Raw genomic sequence first — 24,847 nt, 5'->3', positions numbered from 1 at the left:
CGAGGGCGCCGGCAGGTTGGCAGGATTATGGAATTTGATGGCGTAGTTTACCAATGCTGCCAGATACGAGGCTTCCTACCATGACGGTACGGCTGGCGCTGGGCCGCCGCACCCCAACAGGACGACTCATGAATGCACTCGATAGCGACCGCGTCGCGCAGACCCTGCAGCGCCTTTTCCAGGAGGCGGCCGAGGCCGACCGGGGCCTGATGGATCAGTTCGACGCGAATCCGGACGAGGACGCCGGGCAGATGTACGCGCAAGCCATCGCCAGTACGCTGGCCGATGAGCGGCGCGACCTGCGCGCCGTGTATCGCGGCTATGCCGGCAATTTCCTCAACGTTTCGGCGGCCTATGGTCGCTTTCTCTACCAATGCGCGCGCAGTCGCCGCGCCACGCGCATCGTCGAGTTCGGCACCTCGATGGGCGTGTCGACGATCCATCTGGCCGCGGCGCTGCGCGACATGGGCGGCGGACAATTGATCGGCACCGAACTGGAGCCGGCCAAGGCGGAGCGGGCGCGGGCCAACCTGCTGGCGGCGGGGCTGGCGGAAGGGGTCGAGATCCGCGTCGGCGATGCCCGCGAGACGCTGGCCGATGTCGGCGGCCCGATCGACCTGGTGTTGCTGGACGGCGCGATCAGCCTCTATCTGCCGGTGCTCAGGCTGCTCGAGCCGCGCTTGAAGCCGGGTACGCCGATCCTGGCCGAGAATGCGTGGGACCACGACAACGAGTACCTCGACTACGTGCGCGATCCGGCCAATGGATACGTGTCGCAACCGCTGGAGATCGACCCGGGCCGTGGCAACGAATTCACGGTGTATGCAGGATGACCGCCATGACCGATCCGAGGCCGGAGCCAGGCCGGGTCAGCCGCCTGCTGACCCGGCTATTCATGACGCGCGCGCGGGTGGCGCGGGCCGAGACGCCGGCGCCGGGCTTTCGCTTGATCACGCTGGAAAGCCCGGCGTTTCGTGAAGCGTCGTGGCGGCCGGGGCAGAAGGTGCAGATCGCGATGGGTTCGGCGTTCGTGGCCCGCACCTATTCGCCGATCGAATGGGATGCGGTGGCCGGGCGCACGCGGCTGCTGGTGTGCTGCCACGGCGGCGGACCGGGCAGCGCATGGGCGCGGCAGGTGACGCCGGGCGACGAATGCGACGTTTTCGGTCCGCGCGCCTCGCTCGATCCGGGCCGCGTGCAGGGACGTTGCGTGCTGCTTGGCGACGAGACTTCGCTTGGCCTGGCATACGCGATCAGCCGCCACTTTGCCGCCGACGCGCCGCATTGCCTGCTCGAAGTGGCGGCGCTGGCCGAGGCGCGGGCGGTGTCGAGACGGCTCGGGCTGGAGGCGGTCGAACTGTTCGAACGTTGCGGCGACGACGGGCAATTGGACGCGATCGCGCGCCGCCTGCCCGTGCTTGCCGGCGCCGACCGCGGCTACATCCTGACAGGCAGGGCGCCGTCGATCCAGCGGCTGCGCCGGACCTTGGCCGCGCAGGGCGTGCCGGGCGCGCGCATCATGGCCAAGGCCTATTGGGCGCCCGGCAAGCGCGGCTTGGACTGACTGGCGCGGCATGCCGGGCCCCGCTCCGGGCGGGGGAAGGCGGCTGGCTGACACGGCGCCGGCGCGGGCCGGCACGTGGACGGTGTCGATGTCACTAGCGTTCAAGACGCCCGCGTACGCATGGCCAATACTCGATCTCCCATCAGGATCGAAGAGGCTTTTTCCATGATCGAGGTCATCCACGCCCATCCGGCGTCGCTTTCGCACGGGCGCCCGGCGCCGGCCGAGGCGCAGCCGGCCTTGCATCCGGACCGGATGCGGCTGCTTGCCCGGCAGTTCGCCGACGAGCCGGCCTATCGCCACGTCGGCCTGTGCCTGGAGGATCTGGCGCGCGGGCGCTGCCAGGCATCGGCCAGGATCGTGCCCGCGCTGCTGCATCACCGCGGCGCGGTGCAGGGCGGCATCGTCGCCATGGTGGCGGATGCCACGGCGGGCTATGCGGCGCTGACGCTGATCGACGGCGGCGCCGGCCAGGAGGGCGACGATATGGCGACGCTGGAATTCAAGACTTCGTTCCTGCTGCCCGCCGCGGGCGATACGATCCGTTGCGTGGCGCAGGTGGTGTCGCACAGCAAGAGCATCGCGTTTTTCGACGCCCAGGTATACGTGGTGGAGCGCGGCGAAACCCGCCTGTGCGCCCAGGCCTCGCTGACCTTCAAGCGACTGCGCCCGCGCCGCTGACGCGCGATGCAGGGCGGGCGGGGGCGCCGTGGGCCCCGGCGCTTTTTCACTTGTTTTCACATATCTCGTACAAAGCGCGGCGGAATGCCGCCGGTTTTGTGCGTAAGCTGCCGGTGCCCGCTCCCCGTCCAACGCCATGCTCAAATTCATCCTGCGTCTCTTTGTCGTGGCCGTCATCAGCCTGACGGCGGCTTTCCAGGTCGTCGACAAGGGACTCGTCACGCTGTTTTCGCCCAGGCTGGACGATCTGGCGGAACGCTCGATACGCGGCCAGGTGCATGCCTTGCACAAAGAGCTGGATCCGGTGGCGCCGCAGGCGCGCGAAGCCTTCCTGCGCGAGGAACTGCTGCCGCATTATGGCGCCGACCTGCGCCTGTTGCCCTGGGAGGCGGTGCGCCCGGACGAGCGCGAACGCCAGCAGATGGAGCAGGCCGGCTTCATCATGCGCGATGAATACAACACCTACCTGATCCCGCTGCCGGGCGCGCCGCGGCAATGGCTGGAACTGCGCCTGCCGGGCGACGGCATGCTGGACAAGCTGATGACGTGGGGCGCCTGGACCATGCTGACCCTGATCATGGCGACGGCGTTCCTGTTGTTGTGGGCGCTGCCGGTCTGGCGCGACCTGGACACCTTGCGCAATGCCGCGCTCGGCATGGGCCAGGGCGATCTCGGCAGGCGGGTGCGCCTGTCGCGGGTCTCGGGCATCCGCCACGTCGGCGAGAGTTTCAACCACATGGCCGAGCGCATTTCGGCGCTGATCGACAACCAGCGCAGCCTGACCAACGCGGTCTCGCACGAGTTGCGCACGCCGCTGGCGCGGCTGTCGTTCGAGATCGACATCGTCGACCGCGGCAAGCTGCGTTCCCGCCACCGCCAGACTTTCCAGGACATGCGCGCCGACATCGCCGAGCTGGAAAGCATGGTGGGCGAACTGCTGATCTATGCGCGCCTGGAGCGGCCCAACGAAGAGGCCATCCAGCTGGACACGGTGGATGCGCGCGACTGGCTGGGCGAAGCGCTGGCCCAGATCGCGCACCAGGCCGAGGCGCGGCAGGTGCGTTGCAGCGTGCGCGATGGCCATCCGCCGCACGTGAGCCTGCACCCGCGCAACATGACGCGGGCGTTGTCGAACCTGGTGCAGAACGCCGTGCGCTATGCGCGCGAGCGGGTCGAGGTGGCGCTGTTGCCCACCTGTGACGGCGGATTCGAGTTGATCGTCGACGACGACGGCCCCGGCATCCCGCCCACGGACCGGGAGCGGGTATTCGAACCGTTCATCCGGCTGGACGAAAGCCGCGACCGGGGCACCGGCGGCGCCGGCTTGGGCCTGGCGATCGTGCAGCGCGTGGCGGCCAGCCACGGGGGCAGCATCCGTGTGTGCGACAGCCCGCTGGGCGGCGCCCGTTTCGTCCTGAGGTGGCCGGACACGGCGGGGGCGGGCGACACGGTGCGGACGCTGGCCTGCCACGCGTGAGCGAAGCCGGCTGCGGCGAACGAGGCGCCAGGCCTTCAAGCGCGGGCTGGCGCGGCCTGATGACGGTCGTGGACCGCTGACGCGCAGTCCGATTTTGCGACGCGCTTCCAAGGCGTCCCGGGCGGGTCAGGCGCGCCCCGCGCGCAGCCATCGTCCCAATGAAAACCGCGTGTCGTGGCCGCCCGCGCGAGCGGATCGGCCGTCGTTGCCCGTCCACCGCGTGTTCTTGACATCGCCGGGTCGTTCCACATAATCAGGGCGATTCTCGTTGTTATTTGTGGATAGCCTTCGAATGCCAGAATTCATGGCCGCACGGGCGCGGACGTCTGCGGTGCAAGCGTCTTCGGCGCAAACATCTTCGGTGCCTACATCTTCGATCGTCCCGACGCCTCGGGCCGATTTGCGGGCAAGCCGCGGGCAGGCGGGACGGGTGAGCTGTTCAACCCCGTTCCTCACTTTCCGGAGCTTTCCATGAAGAAGACCCTATCCCTGGCGATCGCGGCCCTGTGCCTGACCGCCACCGCGCAAGCCCATCAAGTCTGGATCGAGCAGCCCGGCGGCAAGTCCGCCATTGCGCGTTTCGGCGAGTTCGCCGAGAACCTGCGCGAGGCCTCGCCCGGCTACCTGGATGGCTTCGGCAAGATGTCGGCGAGCCTGGTCTCGGCCAAGGGCGAATCGCCGTTGACGGTCACCAAGACCGCCGATGGCTTCGCGCTGTCGGGCAAGGCCAGCGGCAACGAGAGCCTGGTGCTGGAAAGCCCCATGGACACGCTGCGCAAGTTCAAGCATGGCGGTGAATCGATCAATGCCTGGTTCCACATGGGCGCGCGCTATGTCGCCAACCCGTCCGCCGCGGTGGCGCCCAAGCTGACGCTGGACATCGTGCCCACCGGCCAGGCCGGCGAATTCCAGGTGGTGCTGAAAGGCCAGCCCCTGCCCAAGGCCAAGCTGGTCGCGATGGTGGATTCCGGTTGGGAAAAGGCGGCCTACACCGATGCGCAAGGCAAGGCGCGTTTCGACCTGCCGTGGAAGGCGCAATACGTCCTGCGCGCCATGCATATCGACAAGACGCCGGGCGAACGGCAGGGCGCCAGCGGGCCCGAGCCTTACGATGCCGTCGGCTACGTGGCGACCCTGACCTTCGTCAAGCCTGATGGCGTCACGCCGCTGCCGGCCGGCCCGGTCAGGCCGCCCAACAAGTTGCCCGCGGCTGCCCCGGCATCCGCGGCCGCCAAGTAGGAGCGGCCGTCGGTCCGGCGCCGCCAGGCGCGGCCCGGACCGTATCGCGGCGGTCGCCCGCCGCGATCCCATTGATCGTTATCGAGAAGGACAAGGACATGAATATCGGGGAACTGGCCAAGCGTACCGGACTGACCCCGTCGCGTATCCGCTTCTATGAAAGCGCGGGCCTGCTGCAGACGGTGGCCCGCCGGCCCAATGGCTACCGCACGTTTTCTCCCGAGGCGATGCTGGCGCTGGAACTGATCACGACCGCGCAGCAGGTCGGTTTCAGCCTGGACGAGATCCGCGTGCTGCTGCCGGCCACGGGCGACGACTGGAATCATGACGCGCTGCTGGCCGCCCTGCGGCGCAAGGTGGGCGAGATCGAATCGCTGGAGGCGCGGCTGGCCCGTAGCAAGGCCCAACTGATGGGCTTGATGCGGGATGTCGAATCCAGGCCCGGAGATGCCGACAACCTGTCCGACGCCCGGCGCGTGCTGTCGCGCGTGCTGAGCAAGCTGGACTAGTGCGCTGTGCGAGGCGCTTTCAGCGCGCGCAGGCCTAGGCCACGGGACCGGCGACGTCCGGCGGCTGGCGCGGCCGGCCCGCCTCGATATCGAAATCGCGCGTCAACGCCGCGCCGGCATCGGCGAAGCGCGCCACCAGGAAGTCCAGCAACCGCCGCACCCGCGGCGCCATGTAGCGGGTGCCGTGGAATACGGCATGCACGCCATCCTCGCTTACCCGATAGTCGGGCAGCAGCACCTTCAGGCGCCCGGCGCGCAGGTCGTCGGCGGCATCCCAGATGGTCTTGCGCGCAATGCCATGGCCGGCGATGGCCCATTGGCGCGCCAGCGCGCCGTCGTTGGTTTCCCACGCGCGCTCCAGCGGCACGGTGAAGCTGGCCGCGGTTTCGTTCTTGATGAAATGGAACTGGTTGAGCGGACCGGCGGCGGTGACCAGCACGATGAAATCGTGCCGCGCCAGGTCTTCGGGCGTGCGCGGCGCGCCACGCCGGGCGATGTAGTCGGGCGAGGCGCACAGCACTCGCCAGTTGGGGGCGAGATGGCGCGCGACCAGGGCGCCATCCTGCGGCCGTCCAAAGCGGATCGCCAGGTCGATGTCGTCGTGCAGCAGGTTCGACAGCGAGTCCGACAGCGTCAGCGCGATCTTCAGGTCAGGGTGCGCCGCGCTGAATTCTTCCAGCCAGTCTTTCAGCAGGTTGCGGCCGAAGTCGGCCGACGCCGAAATCCGCAGCTTGCCGCGCACGGCCTGCTGGCCCGCCTGCAGCGCGGCCTCGGCATCGTCGATGGCGCGTAGCGCGATCTCGCAATGCGCCAGGTAGACACGGCCTTCCTCGGTCAGGCGCAACTGCCGGGTGCTGCGGTGAAACAGCCTGGCGCGCAGCGCGGATTCCAGCTTGATCAGCCGCGCGCTGGCCGCCGCGGCCGACAGCCCCAGCTTGCGGCCGGCCGCCGACAGGCTGCCTGCCGCCGCCGTTTCCACGAAAAGTCGCATGTCGCCCAACCTGTCGGTCGCCATTTGAAATCCAGATTTGAAGATCATTCAAATTCTAGGCTAATTATCAAGTTTGATGGTTAGCTCCAGACTGTCGCGTCTTTCATATGCAAGGAGCGCGACTCATGAGCGAGATGTCCGGATCGGCGGCGTTGGAAGGCAGCACCGCCAACCCCGCCACAGCCACCCCCACTACCGCGCGGTTGCCGCTGGCGGGCCTGTTGGCCCTGACGATGTGCAGCTTCATCGCGACCGCCAACGAAAGCGTGCCCGCCGGCCTGTTGCCGCAGATGGCGCGCGACTTCGGCGTGTCGCAGGGCTGGGCGGGGCAGTTGGCGACCCTGTGCGCGCTGGGTTCGGGCCTGGCGGCGATTCCGCTGACCATCGCCATGCGCGGCTGGCGGCGGCGCGCCGCCTTGCTGCTGGCGGTGGGCGGGTTCCTGCTGTGCAACGCCATTACCGCGTGGTCGCCGTACTACGCGCTGACACTGGGCGCGCGCTTCATGGCGGGCATTGCGACGGGGCTGGCGTGGAGCCTGCTGGCGGGCTATGCGCGGCGCATGGTGGCGCCGGCCTTGCAGGGGCGCGCGATGGCGGTGGCGATGGTGGGGATTCCCCTGGCGCTGGCGCTGGGCGTGCCATTGAGCGCCTGGCTCGGCGCCCTGGCGGGATGGCGCGCGGTCTTTGGCGTGTTGTCGGGGATGAGCCTGGCGCTGATGTTGTGGGTGGCGCGGCGCGTGCCCGACTATCCCGGCCAGGCGGCGGCGCGGCGGACGCCGATGCGCCAGGTATGGCGCACGCCGGGCGTGCGGCCGGTGCTGGCCGTGATCCTGGCGTGGATCCTGGCGCACTACACGCTGTACACCTATATCGCGCCGCTGATGGCCGCGTTCGGACTGGCGGCGCGGGTCGATGCGGTCTTGCTGGTGTTCGGGGTGGCGTCATTGGGCGGCATCTGGATGACCGGCATGCTGGTCGATCGCGGACTGCGTCCGCTGGTGCTGGCCAGCCTGGCGCTGTTTGCGCTGGTGGCGCTGGCCCTGGGGCACGGCGCAACGTCGACGGGCGCGGTGTTTGCCGCCATTGCATTGTGGGGGCTGAGCTTCGGCGGCGCGCCGACGCTGCTGCAGACCGCCCTGGCGGACGCCGCGGGCGACGGGGCCGACGTGGCGCAATCGATGTTGGTGACTGTGTTCAATCTGGCGTTCGCCGCCGGTGGCGCGATCGGCGGCGTGGTGCTGGAGACGGCCGGGGCGCCAGCCTTGCCGCGCACCATCGTGGTGTTGCTGGCGGTCGCGCTGGCCGTGGCCTGGCGAGCGCGCCACCATGGATTCGTGGCGGGCCGGCGGCGCGCGGCCTGACGCCGCCGGCCGTGTCAGGCCGTCGTGGCCGGCCGACCCAGCGCGGCGAAGGTGTCGCGCACGCAGTCGGCCATGCGCCGCGCCAGCGTGTTGACGGGGAAATGGTCGGAGGTGACGGCGTAGCTGTGGAATTCGACCTTTTCCGAAAAGCGGATTTCGCGCAGGTTGGCGATGCCCAGCGCGCGCGGCACCACGGGGTTGACGATGGAAACGCCCAGGCCCTTGGCGACCATGCCGCAGATGGTCGTGGCGTAGGGCGTTTCGATCGACAGCACGCGGGTGTCGTCGGGAAAGTGACGGTCGATGGCGGCGCGGTTGAAACTGCCGGCGGGCAGCGAGATGAAGTTCTCGTCGCGAAAGTCCGCGGGCGCCAATCGCCTCTTGCCTGCCAGCCTGTGGCCGCGCGGCACGATACCCACGCCATGGGCGGTGTTGATGCGCTCGTAGCGCAGGCCGGGCAGGTCGGTATGCAGCGAGCAGAAGCCGATGTCGCAGACGCCGGTGGCCAGCCATTTGGCGACCACGTCGGAGCCCCCGGTGTTGACCACCACGGGGATGTCCGAGAACTTCTGGCGGAACAGCACGATGGCGTCCGGCAGCACGCACTGCGTGATGGAGCCCACCGCGCCAACCCGCAACAGGCCGGTGCCGCGGCGGCGGATGGAGCTGGCGCTGTCGTTGAGCGATTCCAGGCCGATGAAGGCGCGTTCGACGTCGGCGTAGAAAGCCTCGGCCTCGGGCGTGGGAATGATGCGGGTGCCGACCCGTTGGAACAACACGAAGCCCAGCGCTTTTTCCAGCAGCGCGATCCAGCGGCTGACGTTCGGCTGCGAGGTGTGCAGCAGTCCGGCCGCGGTGGTCATGGAGCGCGTCATCATGACCGCGCGGAAGGCTTCGACTTGCTTGAAATTCATGATTCAAATCATATCAGTTTTGTATGATAAGTCGTAAATATCTGATTTGACGTATGAATTGGCCCGGCGGGAGACTACGGTTTTCAGCCCTTGCATCCCCCGGACCGATATGGAATCCAAAGTCAGCGCCCGCCTCAAGCAACCCCTGGCCAAAGAGGTGCTCCAGCATATTTTCCTGCCGCGATTGAACCGCGAGTTCTTCGCCAACTTCGAGATGCTCACCCAGGTCAACCTGGCGCACCTGTTGATGCTGCGCGAGCAGGGCATCCTCGATCACGACGCCGCGCTGCGCCTGGCGCGGGCGCTGCTCAAGATGCAGGCCGACGGTCCGCACGCGGTGGAACTGGACCCGGCGCGCGAGGAAGCGTATTTCAACTACGAGGCGCACCTGATCAAGGCCGTTGGCCAGGAACTGGGCGGCCGCCTGCACACCGCGCGCAGCCGCAATGACATCGGCGCCACCATCGACCGCATGCGGGCGCGCGATTTCGCCGCCCGCATCGGCGCGGCGCTGATCGGCGTGGCGCGCGCCGCGCTGGCCCGGGCCGAACGCTATGCCGACTGGGTCATGCCGGGCTACACCCACATGCAGGCGGCGCAGCCCATCACCTACGGCTATTACCTGTCGGCGCTGGTCGATGCCTGGTCGCGCGATATCGGCCGGCTGGCGCACGCGCTGGAAACGGCGGACGCCTCGCCGCTGGGGGCCTGCGCGCTGGCGGGCACGTCGTTTCCGATCGACCGCGCCGCCACCAGCGCCATGCTCGGTTTCAGCGCGCCGCTGGCCAATGCGCTGGACGGGGTGGCGTCGCGCGACTTCGCGCTGGAGCTGAGCGCGACGCTGTCGATCATGATGGTCACCTGCAGCCGCATGGTGCAGGATTTCTATATCTGGTCCACGCCCGAGTTCGGCTACCTGTCGTTTCCGGACAGCATCGCCAGCACCTCTAGCATCATGCCGCAGAAGAAGAACCCGGCGGTGCTGGAATACCTGCGCGGCAAGACCGGGCACCTGATCGGCCTGACCGGCGCGGCGCTGTCCACGGTCAAGTCCACGCATTTCACCCACTCGGGCGACAGCAGCCGCGAAAGCACCCGTACCTGCTGGGAAGCGTGCGAGGAGGCGCTCAAGGCGCTGGAACTGATGCAGCTGCTGGTGGAGCAGGTCGAGCCGGACCGCGCGCGCATGGCGGCGCGCGCGGCGGACGATTTCTCGACCGTGACCGATCTGGCGGACCTGCTGGTGCGCAAGGCCGGCATGTCGTTCCGCGACGCGCACCACGTCATCGGCGCGGTGGTGCGGCAGGCCCTGGAGCAGGGGCTGCCGGCGCGCGCCATCACGCCGCCGATGATCTCGGCCGCGGCGCGGGAACAACTGGGCCGGCCGGTGGCGCTGGCGGCCGACGACGTCGCCGCCTGCCTCGATCCGGTGCGCAACGTGGCCGCGCGCCTGTCGCTCGGCGGGCCGGCGCCGCAATCGGTGCGCACGCATCTGCGGGAGCAGCAGACCCTGCTGGACCTGCGCCAGGCCGCCATCGACGCCGCGCGCCAGCGTAGCGCCGCGGCGCACGCCGCGCTGCAGCGCCGCGTGGCGGCCCTGGTCGATACCGAAACCGGCGCGGCCGCCTGAGACGCCGCGCCCATCACGCCGTATAAATCAAACCAAGGGGAATACCGATATGTTCAAGGCAATGCCGAAATTCGCCGTGGCGCTGGCCGCGGCCCTGTTTGCCAGCCCGGGCGCGCAGGCCGCGCAGGACTATCCAGGCAAGCCGATCACGATGGTGGTGCCGTTCGCGCCGGGCGGCACCGTCAACCTGATGGGGCGCCTGCTGGCCAACCGCATGTCCGAGGCGCTGGGGCAGACGGTGATCGTCGAGAACAAGCCCGGGGGCGGCGGCAGCATTGGCGCCAACTTCGTGGCCAAGGCGGCGCCGGACGGCTACACGCTGCTGCTGGCGACGATGGGGCAGCAGTCGATCCTGCCGCTGATATCGAAGAACCTGCCGTACAACGCCGACAAGGACTTCGCGCCGGTGGCGCTGTTCTCGACGGTGCCCAATGTGCTGGCGGTGTCCAGGGACGCGCCGGCCAGGACCGTGGCCGAGCTGGTGGCCTATGGCAAGGCCAATCCCGGCAAGCTGAACATGGCGTCCGCCGGCATCGGTTCGGTCAACCACCTGACCGGCGAGCTGTTCATGTTCCGCTCGGGCGCGCGCTTCGAGCACGTGCCGTATCGCGGCGCCGGGCCGGCCACGTCGGACCTGCTGTCGGGACAGGTGCAGGTGCTGTTCGCCAACCTGCCCAATGTGCTGCCGTACGTGAAGTCGGGGCAGGTGCGGGTGCTGGCGGTGGCCAGCGACAAGCGCAGCGATGCCATCGCCGATATCCCGACCCTGGCCGAGGCCGGGGTCAAGGACGCGGTGGTGGAGTCCTGGTACGGGGTGATGGCGCCGGCAGGCACCGATCCGCAGGTGCTGCGCAAGTTGCAGGACACGATACTGGCCATCGCCAACGACAAAACGCTGGTGGGGCAGCTGGCCGAGCAGGGCGCGGTGCCGTATCCGGGCACCAGCGAAGACCTGGCCAGGTTGTCGGCCGAGGAAACCCGGCGCTGGAAGCAGATCATCGACAGCGCCAGGATCCAGCTGGATTGAGGCTTGGGCGGCCAAGGGAGCGGGCGCCGCCCCGGCCGCTACAGCGTCATCACCATTTCGTGCCAGGCCATGCCGCCATGGTCGGACGGCGACGGCCGCACGTAGCGGTAGCCGAGCTTGCGGTACAGCTCGACGTGGCGTTCCTTGCACATCAGGTGGATGGTCTGCTTGCCCTGGCGGCGGCAGTCGTCGATGAAGCGGTGCATCAAGCGCGCGGCATGGCCCTTGCCCTGGTGCGCCGGATCGACCACCACCGACATGATCACCACGTTGGGCGCGGCCGGGTCATGGCCGACCAATTCCTTGAAGGCCTCGTCCGACATGACCACGTCGTGGGCGCAGCCGCTGTTGATGAAGCCGACGATGGCGCCATCCTCCTCCAGCAGCAGGAAGCCCTGCGGATACTCGGCGATGCGGGTGGCGATCTTGGCGTGGGTGGCGGCCTCGTCGCCTTCGTAGGCGGTGCTTTCGATCGCGAAGCAGCGATCGGTGTCGGCCAGGGTGGGGGAACGGAAAGTCAGGGAAGGCATGGCGGAACGACAGCGGGGGATGACAGCGAAGCCGGTATGGTAGCTGTTCCGCGCGCGCCACACGGGTATTCCCGGAGGCCGCGCCGGACCGAACGGGCGTCCTGGGAGCCCCCCGGCGTTAAAAAAATGCGCATTCCCCGCGAAGGGGAATGCGCAAAGTCGCTGTGCGGCGCCGTGCCGGCCGGGCCGGCGCGGCGCCCCGCTTGCTTGCGGTACTTCGGCCCGAGTCCGCGTACGTCTTGCGGAATCTCCTGGCAAGCTTAGATACTGTTAGTCTCGTGGCTATACCGCGCGTCTCAGTTTTCCGGGGTCTGCCGGTTATTTACTTTTTGTCATACTTGACGCGCCCCGTCCGCGCCATCCGCGCGGCACCCATGCAAGCATGAACCCAAGTGCTTATCCGGCCGGCCAGCCGCCGCGCATGCCTCCCGCCATCGCCCACCATCATTTCGATGTGGCGGCGCAGGCCCCCGAACGCCGCCTGCTGGCATGGCGCGACCAGGTCGGGCACGTGGTCGACGTGCTGCCCGACCGCGACGCGCTGCGCCAGCCTTTCAACGCGTCCATCGATCGCTATCGCATCGGCCGGCTGATGTTCACCGATTGCCGTTCCGACGCCCTGCGGCTGGAACGTTCGCTGGTGCGCATTTCACGCGACAACATCCGCGACTTCGCCTTCCATGTGTTCCTGGAAGGCGGGGTGGACGACGTGACGCTGCGCAACGCGCCGCGCCCGCCGGATGCGCGCGGCGCGGCGCGGGTGCTGGCGGTGGACCTGGGCCAGCCGGTGCGGCTGTGGCGCCACGCCTGTCGCATGCTGACCTTTTTCGTGCCGGCGGAATTGGTGCAGGAGGTGTTTCCCGATCCGCAGGCGATCCACGGCCGCACGCTGCACGATGGCATGCCGCTGCTGCCGCTGGCGATCGGCCAGGTGGCGGCGCTGGGCCAAACGATGCGCGGCCTGGACGCGCGGCAAGCGCAGGCCGACATCATCACCTGCGTGCGGCTGCTGTTGGCCGCCTTCGGCAAGGACGCGCGCCTGGCTGGCAATGCGCGCGCGGCGGGGCGGGCGGCCATGGTCGCGGAGGTCCGGCGCTACGTGCAGGCCAATCTGCACCAGGCCGGGCTGACGCCGGAATCGGTGATCCAGGCGCTGCGCCTGCCGCGTCCCACGGTGTACCGCCTGTTCCAGCACGAAGGCGGGCTGGGGGCTTACATCCGCCAGCTGCGCCTGCGCCTGGCCGCCGAGGAACTGGCGCGCTACCCGCACCTGACGGTGATGGAAATCGCCTATGGGCTGGGGTTCGGCAGCGCATCGGACTTTGCCCGCGCGTTCCGCCGCGCCTACGACATGCCGCCGCAGGAATTCCGCGAACAGTCATGGCGCTGGCCCGGGCGGGCCGTCCCGCGCGCCTAGCCGCGGCGCGGCGTCAGGCCGCGCACACCTGCCGCACGCACTCGCGCAGCCAGCGGTGCGCGGGGTCGGCATCCATGCGCGGATGCCACAGCATCGAGACGGTGAGGGGCGGCACCTCGACCGGCAGCGCGAAGCTGTGCATGCCGGCCCGCAGGTTGCCGGTATGGCGCTCGGGCACGCTGGCGATCAGGTCGGAACCGCGCGCCAGCGACAGGGCGTCGGAAAACCCGGCGACGATCACGGCGATCTCGCGCGCCAGGCCGAGCGCGCGCAGCCCCTCGTCGATCGGGCCTTTGTCGAGCCCGCGGCGCGAGACCAGCACGTGTTGGCCGGCGGCGTAGCGCGCCGCCGTGACCTTGCCACGGGCCAGCGGATGGCCGGCGCGCACCACGCCGATGAAGCGGTCGCGAAACAGCGCCCGGGTGCGGATCTCGGGACTGCTGGCGGCGCCGATCACGCCCGTCTCCAGGTCCACGCTGCCATCGCGCAGCGGCGCGCTGTCCTTGTCGGGTTTCTGCACGAAGCGCAGCCGCACGCCGGGCGCTTCGCGCTGCGCGAGCGCGATCAGCGCCGGGCCGAAATACTCCACGAAGCCATCGCTGGTGCGCAGCGTGAAGTGGCGCGACAGCCGCGACGGGTCGAGCAGTTCGGCCGGACGCAGCACGCCTTGCGCTTCCTGCACCAGCCGGCTCACCTGTTCGCGCAGTTCCTGGGCGCGCGGCGTCGGCACCAGGCCGCGGCCGGCGCGCACCAGCAGCGGGTCGCCGGTGGTGTCGCGCAGGCGCGCCAGCGCCCGGCTCATTGCCGACGGGCTCAGGTGCAGGCGGCGCGCGGCGCGGGCGACGTTGCACTCGGTCAGCAGGACGTCGAGCGTGAGCAGCAGGTTCAGGTCGGGGCGGGACATGGCGCGAACATAGCACGGCGTTGCCGTGAGATGGCGTCTGGTGCATGGATAAAGTGCAAATGCTGCGCCTTCCGCCATGGTCGATGCCGGCATACGCTGGCGGCAATCGGGGCAGGATCGGGCCGCCGCTGCGCCTTGGGGCGCAGCGCGCCGACCGCGTCGCCCCGCGTTTTTCTTTCACGGATCTCCATGTCTCAAGTTCTTTCGAATTCGGCGCCGGCCGCGGCCGCCGGCCGGCGCGCCGCCTGGGGCCTGGCCGGCCTGGCGCTGTCGATGCTGCTGTCCTCGCTGGGTACCAGCAGTGCCAATGTCGCCCTGCCGACGCTGGCCCGCGCGTGGGACGCTCCGTTCGCGCAGGTGCAATGGATTGTGCTGGCCTATCTCCTGGCGATCACTTCCTGCGTGGTGGGCGCGGGCCGCCTGGGCGACATTGCGGGCCGGCGACGGCTGCTGCTGGGCGGGATCGTGGTGTTCGTGCTGGCATCGGCCGGCTGCGGCCTGGCCGCCACGCTCGGCCAACTGGTGGCGGCGCGCGCAGCGCAGGGCGTGGGCGCGGCGCTCATGATGGCGTTGACCATGGCGTTCGTGAGCGATCTGGCGCCCAGGAATCGAACAGGCAGCGCCATGGGACTGCTGGGCACGATGTCGGCGGTGGGCACGGCGCTGGGGCCGACGTTGGGCGGCGCCTTGATCGCCGGGCTTGGCTGGCGCGCGATTTTCCTGGTGAACGCGCCGCTCGGTCTGGCGGCGCTGGCGCTGGCCTATCGCTGCCTGCCGGCCGATCCGCCACGCGGGGGCCACGCCGCGCGCTTCGACGTCACCGGCACGGTAGTGCTGGCGATGGCGCTGGCGGCCTATGCGTTGGCCATGACGCCGGGGCGGGGTCACTTCGGCGCGTTCAATGCCGGCCTGCTGCTGGCCGCCGCGCTGGGCGCATGGCTGTTCCTGCGGGTCGAGGCGCGCGCGGCGGCGCCGCTGCTGCGTCCGGCGTTGTTGCGCCAGCCGGGCCTGGCGGCGGGATTGGCGACGAACGCGCTGGTCTCCACGGTGATGATGGCCACCCTGGTGGTGGGGCCGTTCTACCTGGCGCGAGCGCTGGGACTGGATGCGGCCGCAACCGGGCTGGCGATGTCGGCCGGACCGCTGGTGAGCGCACTGAGCGGCGTGCCGGCGGGACGCCTGGTCGACCATCGTGGCGCGGGACGCGTGGCGCGCGCGGGCCTGGCGGCGCTTGCGTTGGGCGCGGCGCTGCTGGCGGCGGCGCCCACCTCGTTGGGACTGGCGGGGTATATCGCGCCCATCGTCCTGCTGACCGCGGGCTATGCGCTGTTCCAGGCGGCCAACAATACCGCCATCATGGGCGCCATCGACGCCGGCCAACGCGGGTTGGTGGCGGGCATGCTGAACCTGTCGCGCAACCTGGGGCTGGTCACGGGGGCCTCGCTCATGGGAGCGGTGTTTGCCCTGGGCACGGGCGCGCCGGACCTGTCGACCGCCGCGCCGGCCGCGGTCGCACGGGGAATGGCGGTGGCGTTCGGCGTGGCGGCGCTGTTGGGGGCAGGCGCGTGGCTGATCGCCCAACGCCACCGCGCCCACTGAAGCGCGGGCGGCGTCAGGGGCTGTCGGCGCGTTCCGGCCTGGCAGATATCGCGGGCGCGCGTGGCGTCGACGCGGTCGTGGACGTGGCCATCAGTGCCTCTGGCAAGCGCCGCGCTAGGCCGCGCCCGTCACGCGCAGTATCCACCACGCCAGTCCCACCGCCACGGCGACCAACACGATGCGGCGCAGCCCGCCAGCGCCGCGCGGCACCGCGCCGGGAGCGGGCGCATCCAAGGCGTGCGGGGCGGGCCCGTTGGCGGGCGCCGCGCTGCGCACATCCGGAATATCCGTTTCCATGATGAATGCCGGCTTGTCGGCCGGTCTTGGCGCCCCCGTTCCCGCCAAGCCGCCGATGTCCACGCCGGCATCCCGTAGCGCGTCCCACAGGCCGCTGTCGTTCAGCCCGGTGCGCAGGGCTTCGATGCGTTCCCGGTCGGCCTGTGGCACCGCGTCCAGACTGTCGTAGCGACGGCCGTTCAGCGTGACCACGCCGTCCTTGATTTCGACCCGGTAGGGGCCGTCGGCATCATCGCCGACGTAACTCCATTGCTCGCTGACTCGCGTCCGGGCGCCGTTGCCAGCGTGGCGCAATGCGTCCATGGCGTCGCCCGCGTCGGCCGACGTGCCGCCCGACATCGACCAGCTGTGGGTGGTGGTCGAGCTGCGCCAGGTTTTGCTCTTTTCCGTCATCGAATCGTTTCCATGAGTAACGTTTGTTATTGGACCGGGCGGGGCCCCCCGTGGCCGCAGGTTGACTGCGCACTATACAGATGCAGGGCAGTCCTGAATTCGTCTGACAGTGTCCTTAATGCAAAAGTAAATCCCAAGTCAAGAAAATCGATCTGATACGGTCTTTGGAGCAGATCAGATGGGCTGAAAAGCGCATAATGAGGGCCCGTCCCTTTGTAGGACGGGTCTGCTTTTCTGTCACCAAGAAGAGCGCGTTGTCACCAGGGCGCGGCCCGGCAGTTCGTGTTTCCAGGGGTTCATGTTCGGCTGTGCCAGGACAACTTGGAATTCTCACGGAGATGTCTATGACACAAGACGCAAAGCCGCGCAGGCGGTTTCTGCAGGCGTTGGCCATCGTGCCGGCCTCGACACTGGCGGTGGGCGTGGCCGCCACGGGCTGTACCAACGCCGCCGACGGCGGCGCGGCGCGCGCGGCCAAGGCCTACGAGCCCACCTACTTCACCAAGCCCGAATGGGACTTCATCGTGGCCGCGGTCGACCACCTGATCCCCGCGGACCAGTACGGCCCCGGCGCGATCGAGGCCGGCGTGCCCGAGTTCATCGACCGCCAGATGGAGACGCCTTACGGCCACGGCAAGCTCTGGTACATGCAGGGGCCGTTCCACCCCGACGTGGCGCCGGAACTGGGCTACCAGCTGAACCAGAACCCGCGCGAGGTCTACCGCCACGGCATCGAGGCCTGTGACTCCTGGTGCACGAAGACCCACGGCAAGCGCTACGCCGAACTGGACAAGCCGGTGCAGGAGCAGATCCTGAAGGACTTGCAGGCCGGCAAGATCGAGTTCGATACCGTTCCCGCCAGGACCTTCTTCAGCTTCCTGCTGGCCAACACCAAGGAAGGCTTCTTCGCCGACCCGATGTACGGCGGCAACAAGAACATGGTGGGCTGGAAGATGGTGGGTTTCCCGGGCGCGCGCGGCGACTACATGGACTGGGCCGACCAGCCCAACGTCAAGTATCCCTACGGGCCCGTGTCGATCTCCGGGGAAAAGGGGTAAGCGATGGCGATCAAGAAAGACAAAGTGGATGCGGTGCTGGTGGGCTTTGGCTGGACCGGCGCCATCATGGGCCAGGAACTGACCGAGGCCGGCCTGCACGTGCTGGCGCTGGAACGCGGCGCCATGCAGGACACGCCCAAGGAGGCGGAATATCCCAAGGTGCTCGACGAGCTGGCGTACTCCGTGCGCGGCAAGCTGTTCCAGGACCTGTCCAAGGAGACCGTGACGATACGGCATGGCGTCGACGACGTGGCCGTGCCGTACCGCCAGAATGGCTCGTTCCTCCTGGGCACCGGCGTGGGCGGCGCGGGCTTTCACTGGAACGGCATGCACTACCGCGTGCTGCCCGAGGAACTGGAACTGCGCACCCGCTACGAAACGCGCTACGGCAAGAGCTTCATCCCCGAGGGCATGACCATCCAGGACTTCGGCGTTACCTACGACGAGCTGGAACCGTACTTCACCAAGTTCGAATACGTCTGCGGCACCTCGGGCAAGGCCGGCAACCTCAACGGCCAGATCGTCGAGGGCGGCAACCCGCTGGAAGGCAAGCGCAGCAAGGAATTCCCGCTGCCGCCCTTGGCCACCACCTACGGCGCCCAGCTGTTCGACAAGGCCGCGCGCGAAGTGGGCTTCCATCCGTATCCGGCGCCCGCCGCCAACGCGTCGGGGCCCTACACCAACCCGTACGGCGTGCGCCTGGGCCCCTGTAATTTCTGCGGGTTCTGCGAGAACTACGGCTGCTACATGTATTCGAAGGCCTCGCCGCAGACGACCATCCTGCCGGTGCTGCTGAAAAAGCCCAATTTCGAACTGCGCACCCATTCGCACGTCATCAAGGTCAACCTCGATTCGACCGGCAAGAAGGCGGTCGGCGTGACCTACATCGACGCCCAGGGCCGCGAGGTCGAACAGCCCGCCGACCTGGTGATCCTGTCGGCCTACCAGATGCACAACGTGCGCCTGCTGCTGCTGTCCGGCATCGGCAAGCCCTACGATCCCAAGACCAACGAAGGCGTGGTCGGCAAGAACTACGCCTACCAGATGAACGGCGCGGTCAACGTGCTGCTGCCCAAGGGCACCCAGCTCAACCCGTTCGTGGGCACCGGCGCCGGCGGCGTCGGCATGGACGATCTGAACGGCGACCAGTTCGACCACGGCCCGCTCGGCTTTCTTGGCGGGGCCAGCATCCGCCACGTGCGCTACGGTGGCCGTCCCATCAAGATGACGCCCACCACGCCGGGCACGCCCACCTGGGGCACGGCCTGGAAGGCCGGCGTGCAGGACGCCTACCAGCGCTTCATGACCATCGGCATTTCCGGCTCGGTGATGTCGTACCGCGACGCCTACCTGTCGCTGGACCCGACCTACAAGGACAGCTTCGGCCAGCCGCTGCTGCGCATGACGTTCGACTGGCACGACAACGAATTCGACATGCTCGGCCACATGGGCAACAAGATGGAGGAAGTGGCCAAGGCCATGAAACCCGAGAAGCACTTCGTCGCTGTGCGCAAGAAGGGCGCGCGCTACGACACCCGCGTCTACCAGAGCACGCACAACACGGGCGGCGCCATCATGGGCTCCAACCCCAAAGAAAGCGTGGTCAACAAGTACCTGCAAAGCTGGGACGTGCCCAACGTGTTCGTGATGGGGGCCTGCGCCTTTCCGCAGAACATGGGCTACAACCCGACCGGCCTGGTGGGCGCCCTGGCGTTCTGGTCCGCGCAAGCGATCCGCGACCAGTACCTGAAGAATCCCGGTCCGCTGGTCCAGGCGTAAGGAGTCGACAATGATGAAGAAAGCCATTGTTGCCGCGCTCTCCGTCCTGGCCGCGGGCAGCGCCTGGGCCGCCGACGGCACCCCGGCCGCGGCCGATGCCCAGTTGATCAAGCAGGGCGAGTACCTGTCGCGCGCCGGCGACTGCATCGCCTGCCATACCGCCAAGGACGGCAAGCCCTTCGCCGGCGGCCTGGGCATCGAGTCGCCGCTGGGCACAATCTATTCCACCAACATCACGCCCGACAAGGACACGGGCATCGGCAACTACACGCTGGAGGACTTCGACCGCGCCGTGCGCCATGGCGTGGCCAAGGACGGCCACTCGCTGTATCCAGCGATGCCGTACACCGCCTACGCCAAGGTCACGCCGGATGACGTCAAGGCCCTGTACGCCTACTTCATGCACGGCGTCGAGCCGGTCAAGCAGGCCAACAAGGACACCGACATCACCTGGCCGCTGTCGATGCGCTGGCCGCTGGGCGTGTGGCGCTGGATGTTCGCGCCGGACGTCGCCACGGCCCCGGTCAGCGCCACGCCCGCCAACGACGCCGATAAGCAGGCGCTGCTGCGCGGCCAGTACCTGGTCGAAGGCCTGGGCCATTGCAGCACCTGCCACACGCCGCGCGGCTTCGCCCTGCAGGAAAAGGCCTTGACCGACGCCGACGGCTCGGCCTTCCTTTCCGGCGGCGTGGTCGAGGGCTGGCTCGCCAAGAACCTGCGCGGCGACATGGCCGACGGGCTGGGCAGCTGGAGCAAGGAAGACATCGCCGCCTTCCTGAAATCCGGCCGCAACGGCCATTCGGCCGCGTTCGGCGGCATGGCGCAGGTGGTGCAGGACAGCACCCAGCACCTGAGCGACGCCGACGTCAACGCCATCGCGGTGTATCTCAAGAGCCTGCCGCCGGTGAACAAGGACGCCACCAGGCCGCTCGCGTACAACGACACCGTGGCGCAGGCCCTGCGCACCGGCAAGGACACCAGCGATGGCGCCATGACGTTCCTGAACAACTGCGCGGCCTGCCACCGCAGCACAGGCAAGGGCTACGCGGAGACCTTCCCGCAGCTGGCCCTGAGTTCGACCGTGAATTCGGCCGATCCCGCCTCGCTGATCCACATCGTGCTCAAGGGCGCGCAGATGCCGGGCACGGCGGCGGCGCCGACCGCGTACGCGATGCCGGGCTTCGACTGGCGCCTGACGGACAAGGAAGTCGCCGACGTGGTGACCTTCGTGCGTGCCAGCTGGGGCAACCAGGGCGCGGCAGTCAGCGCGTCCGACGTGGCAAAGGTGCGCAAGGACGTGGGGGCGGCGAAGGCGCCGGTAAGGTAGGCGCTTTGCCAGCAGGCGCATGCCTGCGCGGTTCCTGGATCCGCCCGCTTTGCCGGGCGGATTTTTCTTGGGGCGTTGGCGCGCGGCGCCCGCGATGGCCTGCCGCCGCTAGCCGGCGGGCCAGGCGAGCATCGCGGCATCGATGATCTGGTTGAGCTTGTCCACGCCGGCGCCGTCGCGCGCCTGGATCGACAGCCCTTCGAGAACGGTGGTGTAGAAGGCGGCAAGCTGCGCGATGTCCGCCGCGGCGGTCAGGTCGCCCTGCGCGATGCCTTGCGCAAGGCGCTCGCGCAGCAGCGTTTCGCCATGCAATCGGTTGCTTGCCAGAAACGCGCGCACGCTTTCGTTCTCGGGAGCGCCCAGCAGCGATGACAGCACGATCATGCAACCGCGCGGACCGTCCTGGACGACGTAGGCCCGGGCGTTCGCCCGCAGCATGGTTTCGACCGCCTCGCGCGCGGTAGGGGCGTTGGCCAGGCTGTGCGAGGTGGCGCGGCCCTCGAGGCGGTCGTAGAGCTCGACCGCTTCCCGGAAAATCTCTTCCTTGCAGCCGAAGGTTGCATAGAGACTGGGTTTGTTGACCCCCATGGCGGCGACCAGGTCCTGGATCGAGGTGCCTTCATAGCCTTGCGTCCAGAAGGTCCGCATGGCCGCGAGCAGGGCGTTGTCCCTGTCGAAGGCCCGGGGGCGCCCGATCCTTGGCGCGGGAGCCGATTTCGCCGATTTTTTCCTGTCGCCAGCATTCATGATTCAACCATCCGCAGACCCGCCACACCCATTCCGATCAAGGCCAGGCAAAGCAGCTTGGCCGGTGACATGGCTTCGCCGAGCACCCATGTTCCAAAGGCTGCCACGCCGAAGGCGCCGATGCCCACCCAGACCGCATACGCCGTACCGACCGGCAGATGCCTGAGCGCCAGGCCAAGCAGCACAAGGCTCAGCATGGCAACACTGACACCGATCAGGCTCGGCCAGAACCGGGTCAGCCCATCGGCCCGCTTGAGCGCCAGCGCCCACACGATTTCGAGCAGGCCTGCCAGAACCAGGAGTGCCCAAGCCATCGAAAGCCTCGCTTCTTTCTGATTGTCAGTGTATCCGTGGCGGCCAGCCGCGTGCGGCGCCCGGCCTATGCCGTGAAGCCGCCGTCGATGGCGAGCGATGATCCGGTGATGAACTGGCTCTCGGCCGACGCAAGATAGGCGACCGCGGCCGCGATCTCCGCCGGCCGGGCATAGCGCTTGACCGCCATGAGCGCCAGTTCGGCGGACGCCGCCGGCCCGTCGGCCGGGTTCATATCGGTATCGGTCGAGCCCGGATCGACGATGTTCACCGTGATGCCGCGCTCGCCCACCTCGCGCGCGAGTCCCTTGGTGAAGCCGATCAGCGCGGATTTGCTCATCGCGTACAGCGTCACGCCGCCGTAGGGCACGCGCTGCGCGAAGCACGAGCCGATGGAGATGATGCGTCCGCCGGAACCCATATGCGCCAGCGCCGCCTGCGAAGCCACGAAGACCGCGCGCGCGTGGATCGCCAAGGTGTCGTCGATCTCTTGCAGCGTGGCGTCCTCGATCGGGCCTGAAGGGAACACGCCGGCGCTGTTGACGAGAATGTCCAGCCGGCCCAGTTCCCGGGCGGTATGGTCCACCGCCGCCCGGACCGCGGCCGGATCGCGGCTGTCCGCCTTGATGCCCAGGACCCGCGCGCCGCTCGCGCCAAGTTCACGCGCCAGTTCGTTTGCGGCGCTGTCCGAGCTGGCGTAGGTGAAGGCCACCGCGGCGCCCCGTTGCGCCAGGCCGCGGACGATGGCCGCGCCGATGCCGCGCGTGCCGCCGGTGACGAGGGCGGCCTTGCCGTGGAATTCCATGTCGACAGTTCCTTTTGTACCGATCGGTTAAAATGCTATGCGAACGGGAATTGCGCGTCAAGAAGCGCGGACAATGGTGTCAAAGCGACTATGGTGTGGGATGACGCCCCCGCATCGGCAAGCACTGATCCCAACCCCATCAAGGATTCCTATGCCCGGACTGGAACGCCCCGAAGACGCGCCCATCGAGTTTGAAGCCGCCTGGAACAACCACGACATGCAAGCGCTTGGAACCCTGTTCCATGCGGATGCGACGTTCGTGAATCGCTTTGGCCATTACGTGCGCGGCGTCGATGAGATCGTCAAGCTGCACGCGCCGATCCACCAGACCATCTATCGCGATTCCACGCTGCGCAACGAGTTGATCGACGTGACCGCAATCGGCGGCGAGGCGGCGATCATCCATTTCTGGAGCCGCCTGTCGGCCGGTGCCGCGCATCCCGCGGGCCGCCACGTCGTCGACACGCTGATCCTGGCCGTGCTGACGCGACAGGGCGACGGGTGGCGGATCAAGGCGCTGGAAAACGTCACCCTGACGAATCCACGCACGGGCGAAGCCGTGTTGAGGGACGGCCCGCCGGCTTGATCCGGCGGCGGGCGAGGGCGAGTGGCCGGTTGCCGCGCAGCGGCTGCTCAGTTGCGGTTGATCCAGTCCTGCGTATCCTGGATGAACCAGGGCAGATTCAACTTTTCCCCCTCGCCGGACTGGATGCTCAAGCGCTGGTCCGGCGAGCTGGTCGCGCCCCGCATGGAGGGGGAGGGGCGGCTGCGGTAGTCCAGATCGGTGGCCTGGCGCGGCGGGTTGTCGGCGCAGGCGGTGATCGACGCGCAAGCGAGCATGGCCAGGAGAGGGCGCAGCACTGATCGAGAAGTCTTCATGGTGTTCGGATTCCTGCTGGCGGCACACGGTGGCATGCCGGGGCAATCGAGATTTCTACCCTGTACCTTACTCCCGATCGCGGGCTTTCCGCGCTAGAGCGGCCGGACATAGCGCCGCGCCCGCGCCTCGATGCCGCCGATGCGGTCGATCTCGCTGCCGGTGTATTGCCAGCCCTGGCGTTCATAGAAGGCGATGGCGCGGGTATTGCCTTCCAGCGCGTAAAGGTACAGGCGCGTGGCGCCACGGGCGCGGGCCCAGGCCTCGGCGCGCGCCACCATCAGCTTGCCGGCGCCGGTGCCCTGGTAGGGCGGCAGGACGTGCAGATTGTCGAGCAGGACTTCGCCGGGATGGTCGTGTTCCTGCTGCACGCAGACGAAGCCGATCGGCTGCCCATCCTGTTCGGCGATGAATACGGCCCGGGCGTCGAGGTTGGATTCCCGCATCCTGTCCTGCCAGTGCACCATGCGGTCGTCGGCCAGTCCGGCGTCGAGGAATCCGTCGGGCAGCAGGCCGCGGTAGGTGGCGGCCCAACTGGCCGCATGCATGGCGGCGATGGCGTCGGCGTCCCGGGCGGTTGCCTGGCGCAGGGTGACGGGGTGGTCGGACATCGGGATTCCTTGGCGCGCCCGGCCGCGACGGCGCTGGCGCGGCAGCGGTCGGGGAGCGATCGGTTTGACAGGTCGGGCGGGCTCGCGCATGATCGACGCATGAACCGCCCGTCGCTTTCGTTCGCCCTGATTATTACCACCATTCGGAACATGGTGGGTTAGCGCGCGTCGGATCATCGCTGCATCAACCCGCCAAAGGCGGGTTTTTTGTTGGCCCGCCGCTGGTTTTCTCATAGGCAAGCCATGCAATCGAACCCGTCTTCCCTGTCCCCTTCCTCCACGCCGATGCTGCACTTTCTGTGCGGCAAGATCGGCGCCGGCAAATCCACCCTGGCGGCCCGCCTGGCGTCGCGGCCGGATACCCTGCTGATCAGCGAGGACGCGTGGTTGGCGGCCCTGTATCCGGGCGAAATCCTCAGCGTGGCCGACTATGGCCGCTGCGCCGGCCGCCTGCGCGACGCGATGGGCGGGCATATCGCCGCCGTGGTCGCGGCGGGGCTGTCGGTGGTGCTGGATTTCCCGGCCAATACGCGCGCAAGCCGCGCATGGCTGCGGCAGGTCGCGCAGGCCGCGGGCTGTCGCCATCAACTGCATTTTCTCGACCTGCCCGATGAGGTCTGCAAGGCACGGCTGCGCGCGCGCAACGCGTCGGGCACGCATCCGTTCACCACCAGCAAAGCCCAGTACGACGCCATCACCGCGTATTTCGTGGCGCCGCAGGACGACGAGGGCTTCCATATCGTGCGGCACGGACAGGAATAAGGCCCGGCGGCGGGGCGGGCGGCCTGCTATGATTAC

General features: G+C 68.5%; 26 protein-coding genes. 16 read left to right on the top strand and 10 right to left on the bottom strand.

Annotated elements, in window-relative coordinates; translation table 11 throughout:
* Positions 1-128 precede the first annotated feature (128 nt).
* From ACVN9Z_RS23880 to ACVN9Z_RS23855, 6 genes are all read left to right on the top strand, one after another.
* A complete protein-coding gene (locus ACVN9Z_RS23880; protein ID WP_172999476.1) occupies positions 129-833 on the top strand; it encodes an O-methyltransferase in 705 nt (234 codons plus the stop codon).
* Positions 830-1,564, top strand: coding sequence for a siderophore-interacting protein (locus tag ACVN9Z_RS23875; RefSeq protein ID WP_053497882.1), 735 nt, complete (start codon positions 830-832; stop codon positions 1,562-1,564). The genes ACVN9Z_RS23880 and ACVN9Z_RS23875 overlap by 4 nt, the downstream gene beginning before the upstream one ends.
* A gap of 165 nt (positions 1,565-1,729) precedes the next feature.
* The gene (locus ACVN9Z_RS23870; RefSeq protein ID WP_006387115.1) at positions 1,730-2,245 is read left to right on the top strand and encodes a PaaI family thioesterase; all 516 of its coding nucleotides are present in this window, start codon (positions 1,730-1,732) and stop codon (positions 2,243-2,245) included.
* Between the two features lie 136 nt (positions 2,246-2,381).
* Positions 2,382-3,722, top strand: a complete 1,341-nt coding sequence (locus ACVN9Z_RS23865; RefSeq protein WP_070541975.1) for an ATP-binding protein — start codon at positions 2,382-2,384, stop codon at positions 3,720-3,722.
* A gap of 471 nt (positions 3,723-4,193) precedes the next feature.
* The gene (locus tag ACVN9Z_RS23860; RefSeq protein ID WP_448685112.1) at positions 4,194-4,961 is read left to right on the top strand and encodes a cobalt ABC transporter substrate-binding protein; all 768 of its coding nucleotides are present in this window, start codon (positions 4,194-4,196) and stop codon (positions 4,959-4,961) included.
* Between the two features lie 98 nt (positions 4,962-5,059).
* On the top strand, positions 5,060-5,470 hold the full coding sequence (locus ACVN9Z_RS23855; RefSeq protein ID WP_049052543.1) for a MerR family transcriptional regulator: 411 nt from the start codon (positions 5,060-5,062) through the stop codon (positions 5,468-5,470).
* A gap of 34 nt (positions 5,471-5,504) precedes the next feature.
* Here the strand turns inward: ACVN9Z_RS23855 and ACVN9Z_RS23850 are convergent, their stop codons facing one another.
* Positions 5,505-6,485 (bottom strand): LysR family transcriptional regulator, encoded by a 981-nt coding sequence (locus ACVN9Z_RS23850; protein WP_049052541.1) that lies wholly within the window; start codon positions 6,483-6,485, stop codon positions 5,505-5,507.
* Between the two features lie 209 nt (positions 6,486-6,694).
* Between ACVN9Z_RS23850 and ACVN9Z_RS23845 the strand changes: the two genes are divergently transcribed.
* The gene (locus ACVN9Z_RS23845; protein ID WP_223203347.1) at positions 6,695-7,822 is read left to right on the top strand and encodes an MFS transporter; all 1,128 of its coding nucleotides are present in this window, start codon (positions 6,695-6,697) and stop codon (positions 7,820-7,822) included.
* 14 nt (positions 7,823-7,836) lie between these two features.
* On the opposite strand, the gene ACVN9Z_RS23840 is transcribed toward ACVN9Z_RS23845, so the two are convergent.
* Positions 7,837-8,736 (bottom strand): LysR substrate-binding domain-containing protein, encoded by a 900-nt coding sequence (locus ACVN9Z_RS23840; RefSeq protein WP_070781416.1) that lies wholly within the window; start codon positions 8,734-8,736, stop codon positions 7,837-7,839.
* A 109-nt stretch (positions 8,737-8,845) separates the two neighbouring features.
* Here ACVN9Z_RS23840 and argH point away from each other — a divergent pair, with 109 nt between their 5' ends.
* Both argH and ACVN9Z_RS23830 read left to right on the top strand, forming a co-directional pair.
* Complete coding sequence (gene argH / locus ACVN9Z_RS23835; protein WP_104413007.1) at positions 8,846-10,366, top strand: argininosuccinate lyase; 1,521 nt, start codon at positions 8,846-8,848, stop codon at positions 10,364-10,366.
* Between the two features lie 49 nt (positions 10,367-10,415).
* On the top strand, positions 10,416-11,393 hold the full coding sequence (locus tag ACVN9Z_RS23830; RefSeq protein WP_024069177.1) for a Bug family tripartite tricarboxylate transporter substrate binding protein: 978 nt from the start codon (positions 10,416-10,418) through the stop codon (positions 11,391-11,393).
* Positions 11,394-11,431: 38 nt separating this feature from the next.
* Here the strand turns inward: ACVN9Z_RS23830 and ACVN9Z_RS23825 are convergent, their stop codons facing one another.
* Positions 11,432-11,923 carry a GNAT family N-acetyltransferase gene (locus tag ACVN9Z_RS23825; protein WP_026382883.1) on the bottom strand — a complete coding sequence of 164 codons (492 nt, stop codon included), beginning with the start codon at positions 11,921-11,923 and terminating at the stop codon, positions 11,432-11,434.
* A gap of 382 nt (positions 11,924-12,305) precedes the next feature.
* Between ACVN9Z_RS23825 and ACVN9Z_RS23820 the strand changes: the two genes are divergently transcribed.
* On the top strand, positions 12,306-13,340 hold the full coding sequence (locus ACVN9Z_RS23820; RefSeq protein ID WP_049050936.1) for a helix-turn-helix transcriptional regulator: 1,035 nt from the start codon (positions 12,306-12,308) through the stop codon (positions 13,338-13,340).
* 13 nt (positions 13,341-13,353) lie between these two features.
* Here ACVN9Z_RS23820 and ACVN9Z_RS23815 read toward each other — a convergent pair whose 3' ends face one another.
* Entirely contained in the window at positions 13,354-14,244 is an 891-nt protein-coding gene (locus ACVN9Z_RS23815) for a LysR family transcriptional regulator (RefSeq protein WP_458212717.1), read from the bottom strand.
* 189 nt (positions 14,245-14,433) lie between these two features.
* Between ACVN9Z_RS23815 and ACVN9Z_RS23810 the strand changes: the two genes are divergently transcribed.
* The gene (locus ACVN9Z_RS23810) at positions 14,434-15,843 is read left to right on the top strand and encodes an MFS transporter (RefSeq protein WP_458212716.1); all 1,410 of its coding nucleotides are present in this window, start codon (positions 14,434-14,436) and stop codon (positions 15,841-15,843) included.
* Between the two features lie 114 nt (positions 15,844-15,957).
* On the opposite strand, the gene ACVN9Z_RS23805 is transcribed toward ACVN9Z_RS23810, so the two are convergent.
* The gene (locus tag ACVN9Z_RS23805; RefSeq protein WP_024069171.1) at positions 15,958-16,533 is read right to left on the bottom strand and encodes a hypothetical protein; all 576 of its coding nucleotides are present in this window, start codon (positions 16,531-16,533) and stop codon (positions 15,958-15,960) included.
* A gap of 344 nt (positions 16,534-16,877) precedes the next feature.
* Here ACVN9Z_RS23805 and ACVN9Z_RS23800 point away from each other — a divergent pair, with 344 nt between their 5' ends.
* Genes ACVN9Z_RS23800 through ACVN9Z_RS23790 form a run of 3 tightly spaced genes read left to right on the top strand, consistent with a single transcriptional unit; the run spans position 16,878 to position 20,697 of the window.
* Positions 16,878-17,591: a gluconate 2-dehydrogenase subunit 3 family protein gene (locus ACVN9Z_RS23800; RefSeq protein WP_458212715.1), complete on the top strand. Its 714-nt coding sequence runs from the start codon at positions 16,878-16,880 to the stop codon at positions 17,589-17,591.
* A 3-nt stretch (positions 17,592-17,594) separates the two neighbouring features.
* Positions 17,595-19,370, top strand: coding sequence for a GMC family oxidoreductase (locus ACVN9Z_RS23795; protein WP_020928105.1), 1,776 nt, complete (start codon positions 17,595-17,597; stop codon positions 19,368-19,370).
* 10 nt (positions 19,371-19,380) lie between these two features.
* Positions 19,381-20,697 (top strand): c-type cytochrome, encoded by a 1,317-nt coding sequence (locus ACVN9Z_RS23790; RefSeq protein WP_054507367.1) that lies wholly within the window; start codon positions 19,381-19,383, stop codon positions 20,695-20,697.
* Positions 20,698-20,805: 108 nt separating this feature from the next.
* Here the strand turns inward: ACVN9Z_RS23790 and ACVN9Z_RS23785 are convergent, their stop codons facing one another.
* The 3 genes from ACVN9Z_RS23785 to ACVN9Z_RS23775 all read right to left on the bottom strand — a co-directional run bounded on the left by ACVN9Z_RS23785 (position 20,806) and on the right by ACVN9Z_RS23775 (position 22,561).
* Complete coding sequence (locus ACVN9Z_RS23785; protein WP_006384439.1) at positions 20,806-21,444, bottom strand: TetR/AcrR family transcriptional regulator; 639 nt, start codon at positions 21,442-21,444, stop codon at positions 20,806-20,808.
* Positions 21,441-21,758 (bottom strand): DMT family transporter, encoded by a 318-nt coding sequence (locus tag ACVN9Z_RS23780; protein ID WP_024069168.1) that lies wholly within the window; start codon positions 21,756-21,758, stop codon positions 21,441-21,443. The genes ACVN9Z_RS23785 and ACVN9Z_RS23780 overlap by 4 nt, the downstream gene beginning before the upstream one ends.
* A gap of 65 nt (positions 21,759-21,823) precedes the next feature.
* Positions 21,824-22,561, bottom strand: coding sequence for an SDR family oxidoreductase (locus ACVN9Z_RS23775; RefSeq protein WP_054436513.1), 738 nt, complete (start codon positions 22,559-22,561; stop codon positions 21,824-21,826).
* Between the two features lie 151 nt (positions 22,562-22,712).
* Here ACVN9Z_RS23775 and ACVN9Z_RS23770 point away from each other — a divergent pair, with 151 nt between their 5' ends.
* Complete coding sequence (locus ACVN9Z_RS23770) at positions 22,713-23,147, top strand: YybH family protein (protein ID WP_458212714.1); 435 nt, start codon at positions 22,713-22,715, stop codon at positions 23,145-23,147.
* 47 nt (positions 23,148-23,194) lie between these two features.
* Here ACVN9Z_RS23770 and ACVN9Z_RS23765 read toward each other — a convergent pair whose 3' ends face one another.
* Together ACVN9Z_RS23765 and ACVN9Z_RS23760 are read right to left on the bottom strand one after the other, a co-directional pair.
* Entirely contained in the window at positions 23,195-23,440 is a 246-nt protein-coding gene (locus tag ACVN9Z_RS23765; RefSeq protein WP_006384442.1) for a hypothetical protein, read from the bottom strand.
* Between the two features lie 93 nt (positions 23,441-23,533).
* Positions 23,534-24,049, bottom strand: a complete 516-nt coding sequence (locus ACVN9Z_RS23760; protein ID WP_155868817.1) for a GNAT family N-acetyltransferase — start codon at positions 24,047-24,049, stop codon at positions 23,534-23,536.
* Between the two features lie 243 nt (positions 24,050-24,292).
* On the opposite strand from ACVN9Z_RS23760, the gene ACVN9Z_RS23755 reads away from it, so the two are divergent.
* A complete protein-coding gene (locus ACVN9Z_RS23755) occupies positions 24,293-24,811 on the top strand; it encodes an AAA family ATPase (protein ID WP_458212713.1) in 519 nt (172 codons plus the stop codon).
* The last annotated feature ends 36 nt before the right edge of the window (positions 24,812-24,847 follow it).

This window comes from Achromobacter sp. KK8 (assembly GCF_054188005.1).
The sequence above is the reverse complement of the archived record's forward strand: the minus strand, read 5'-3'. Positions and strand labels throughout refer to the sequence as shown.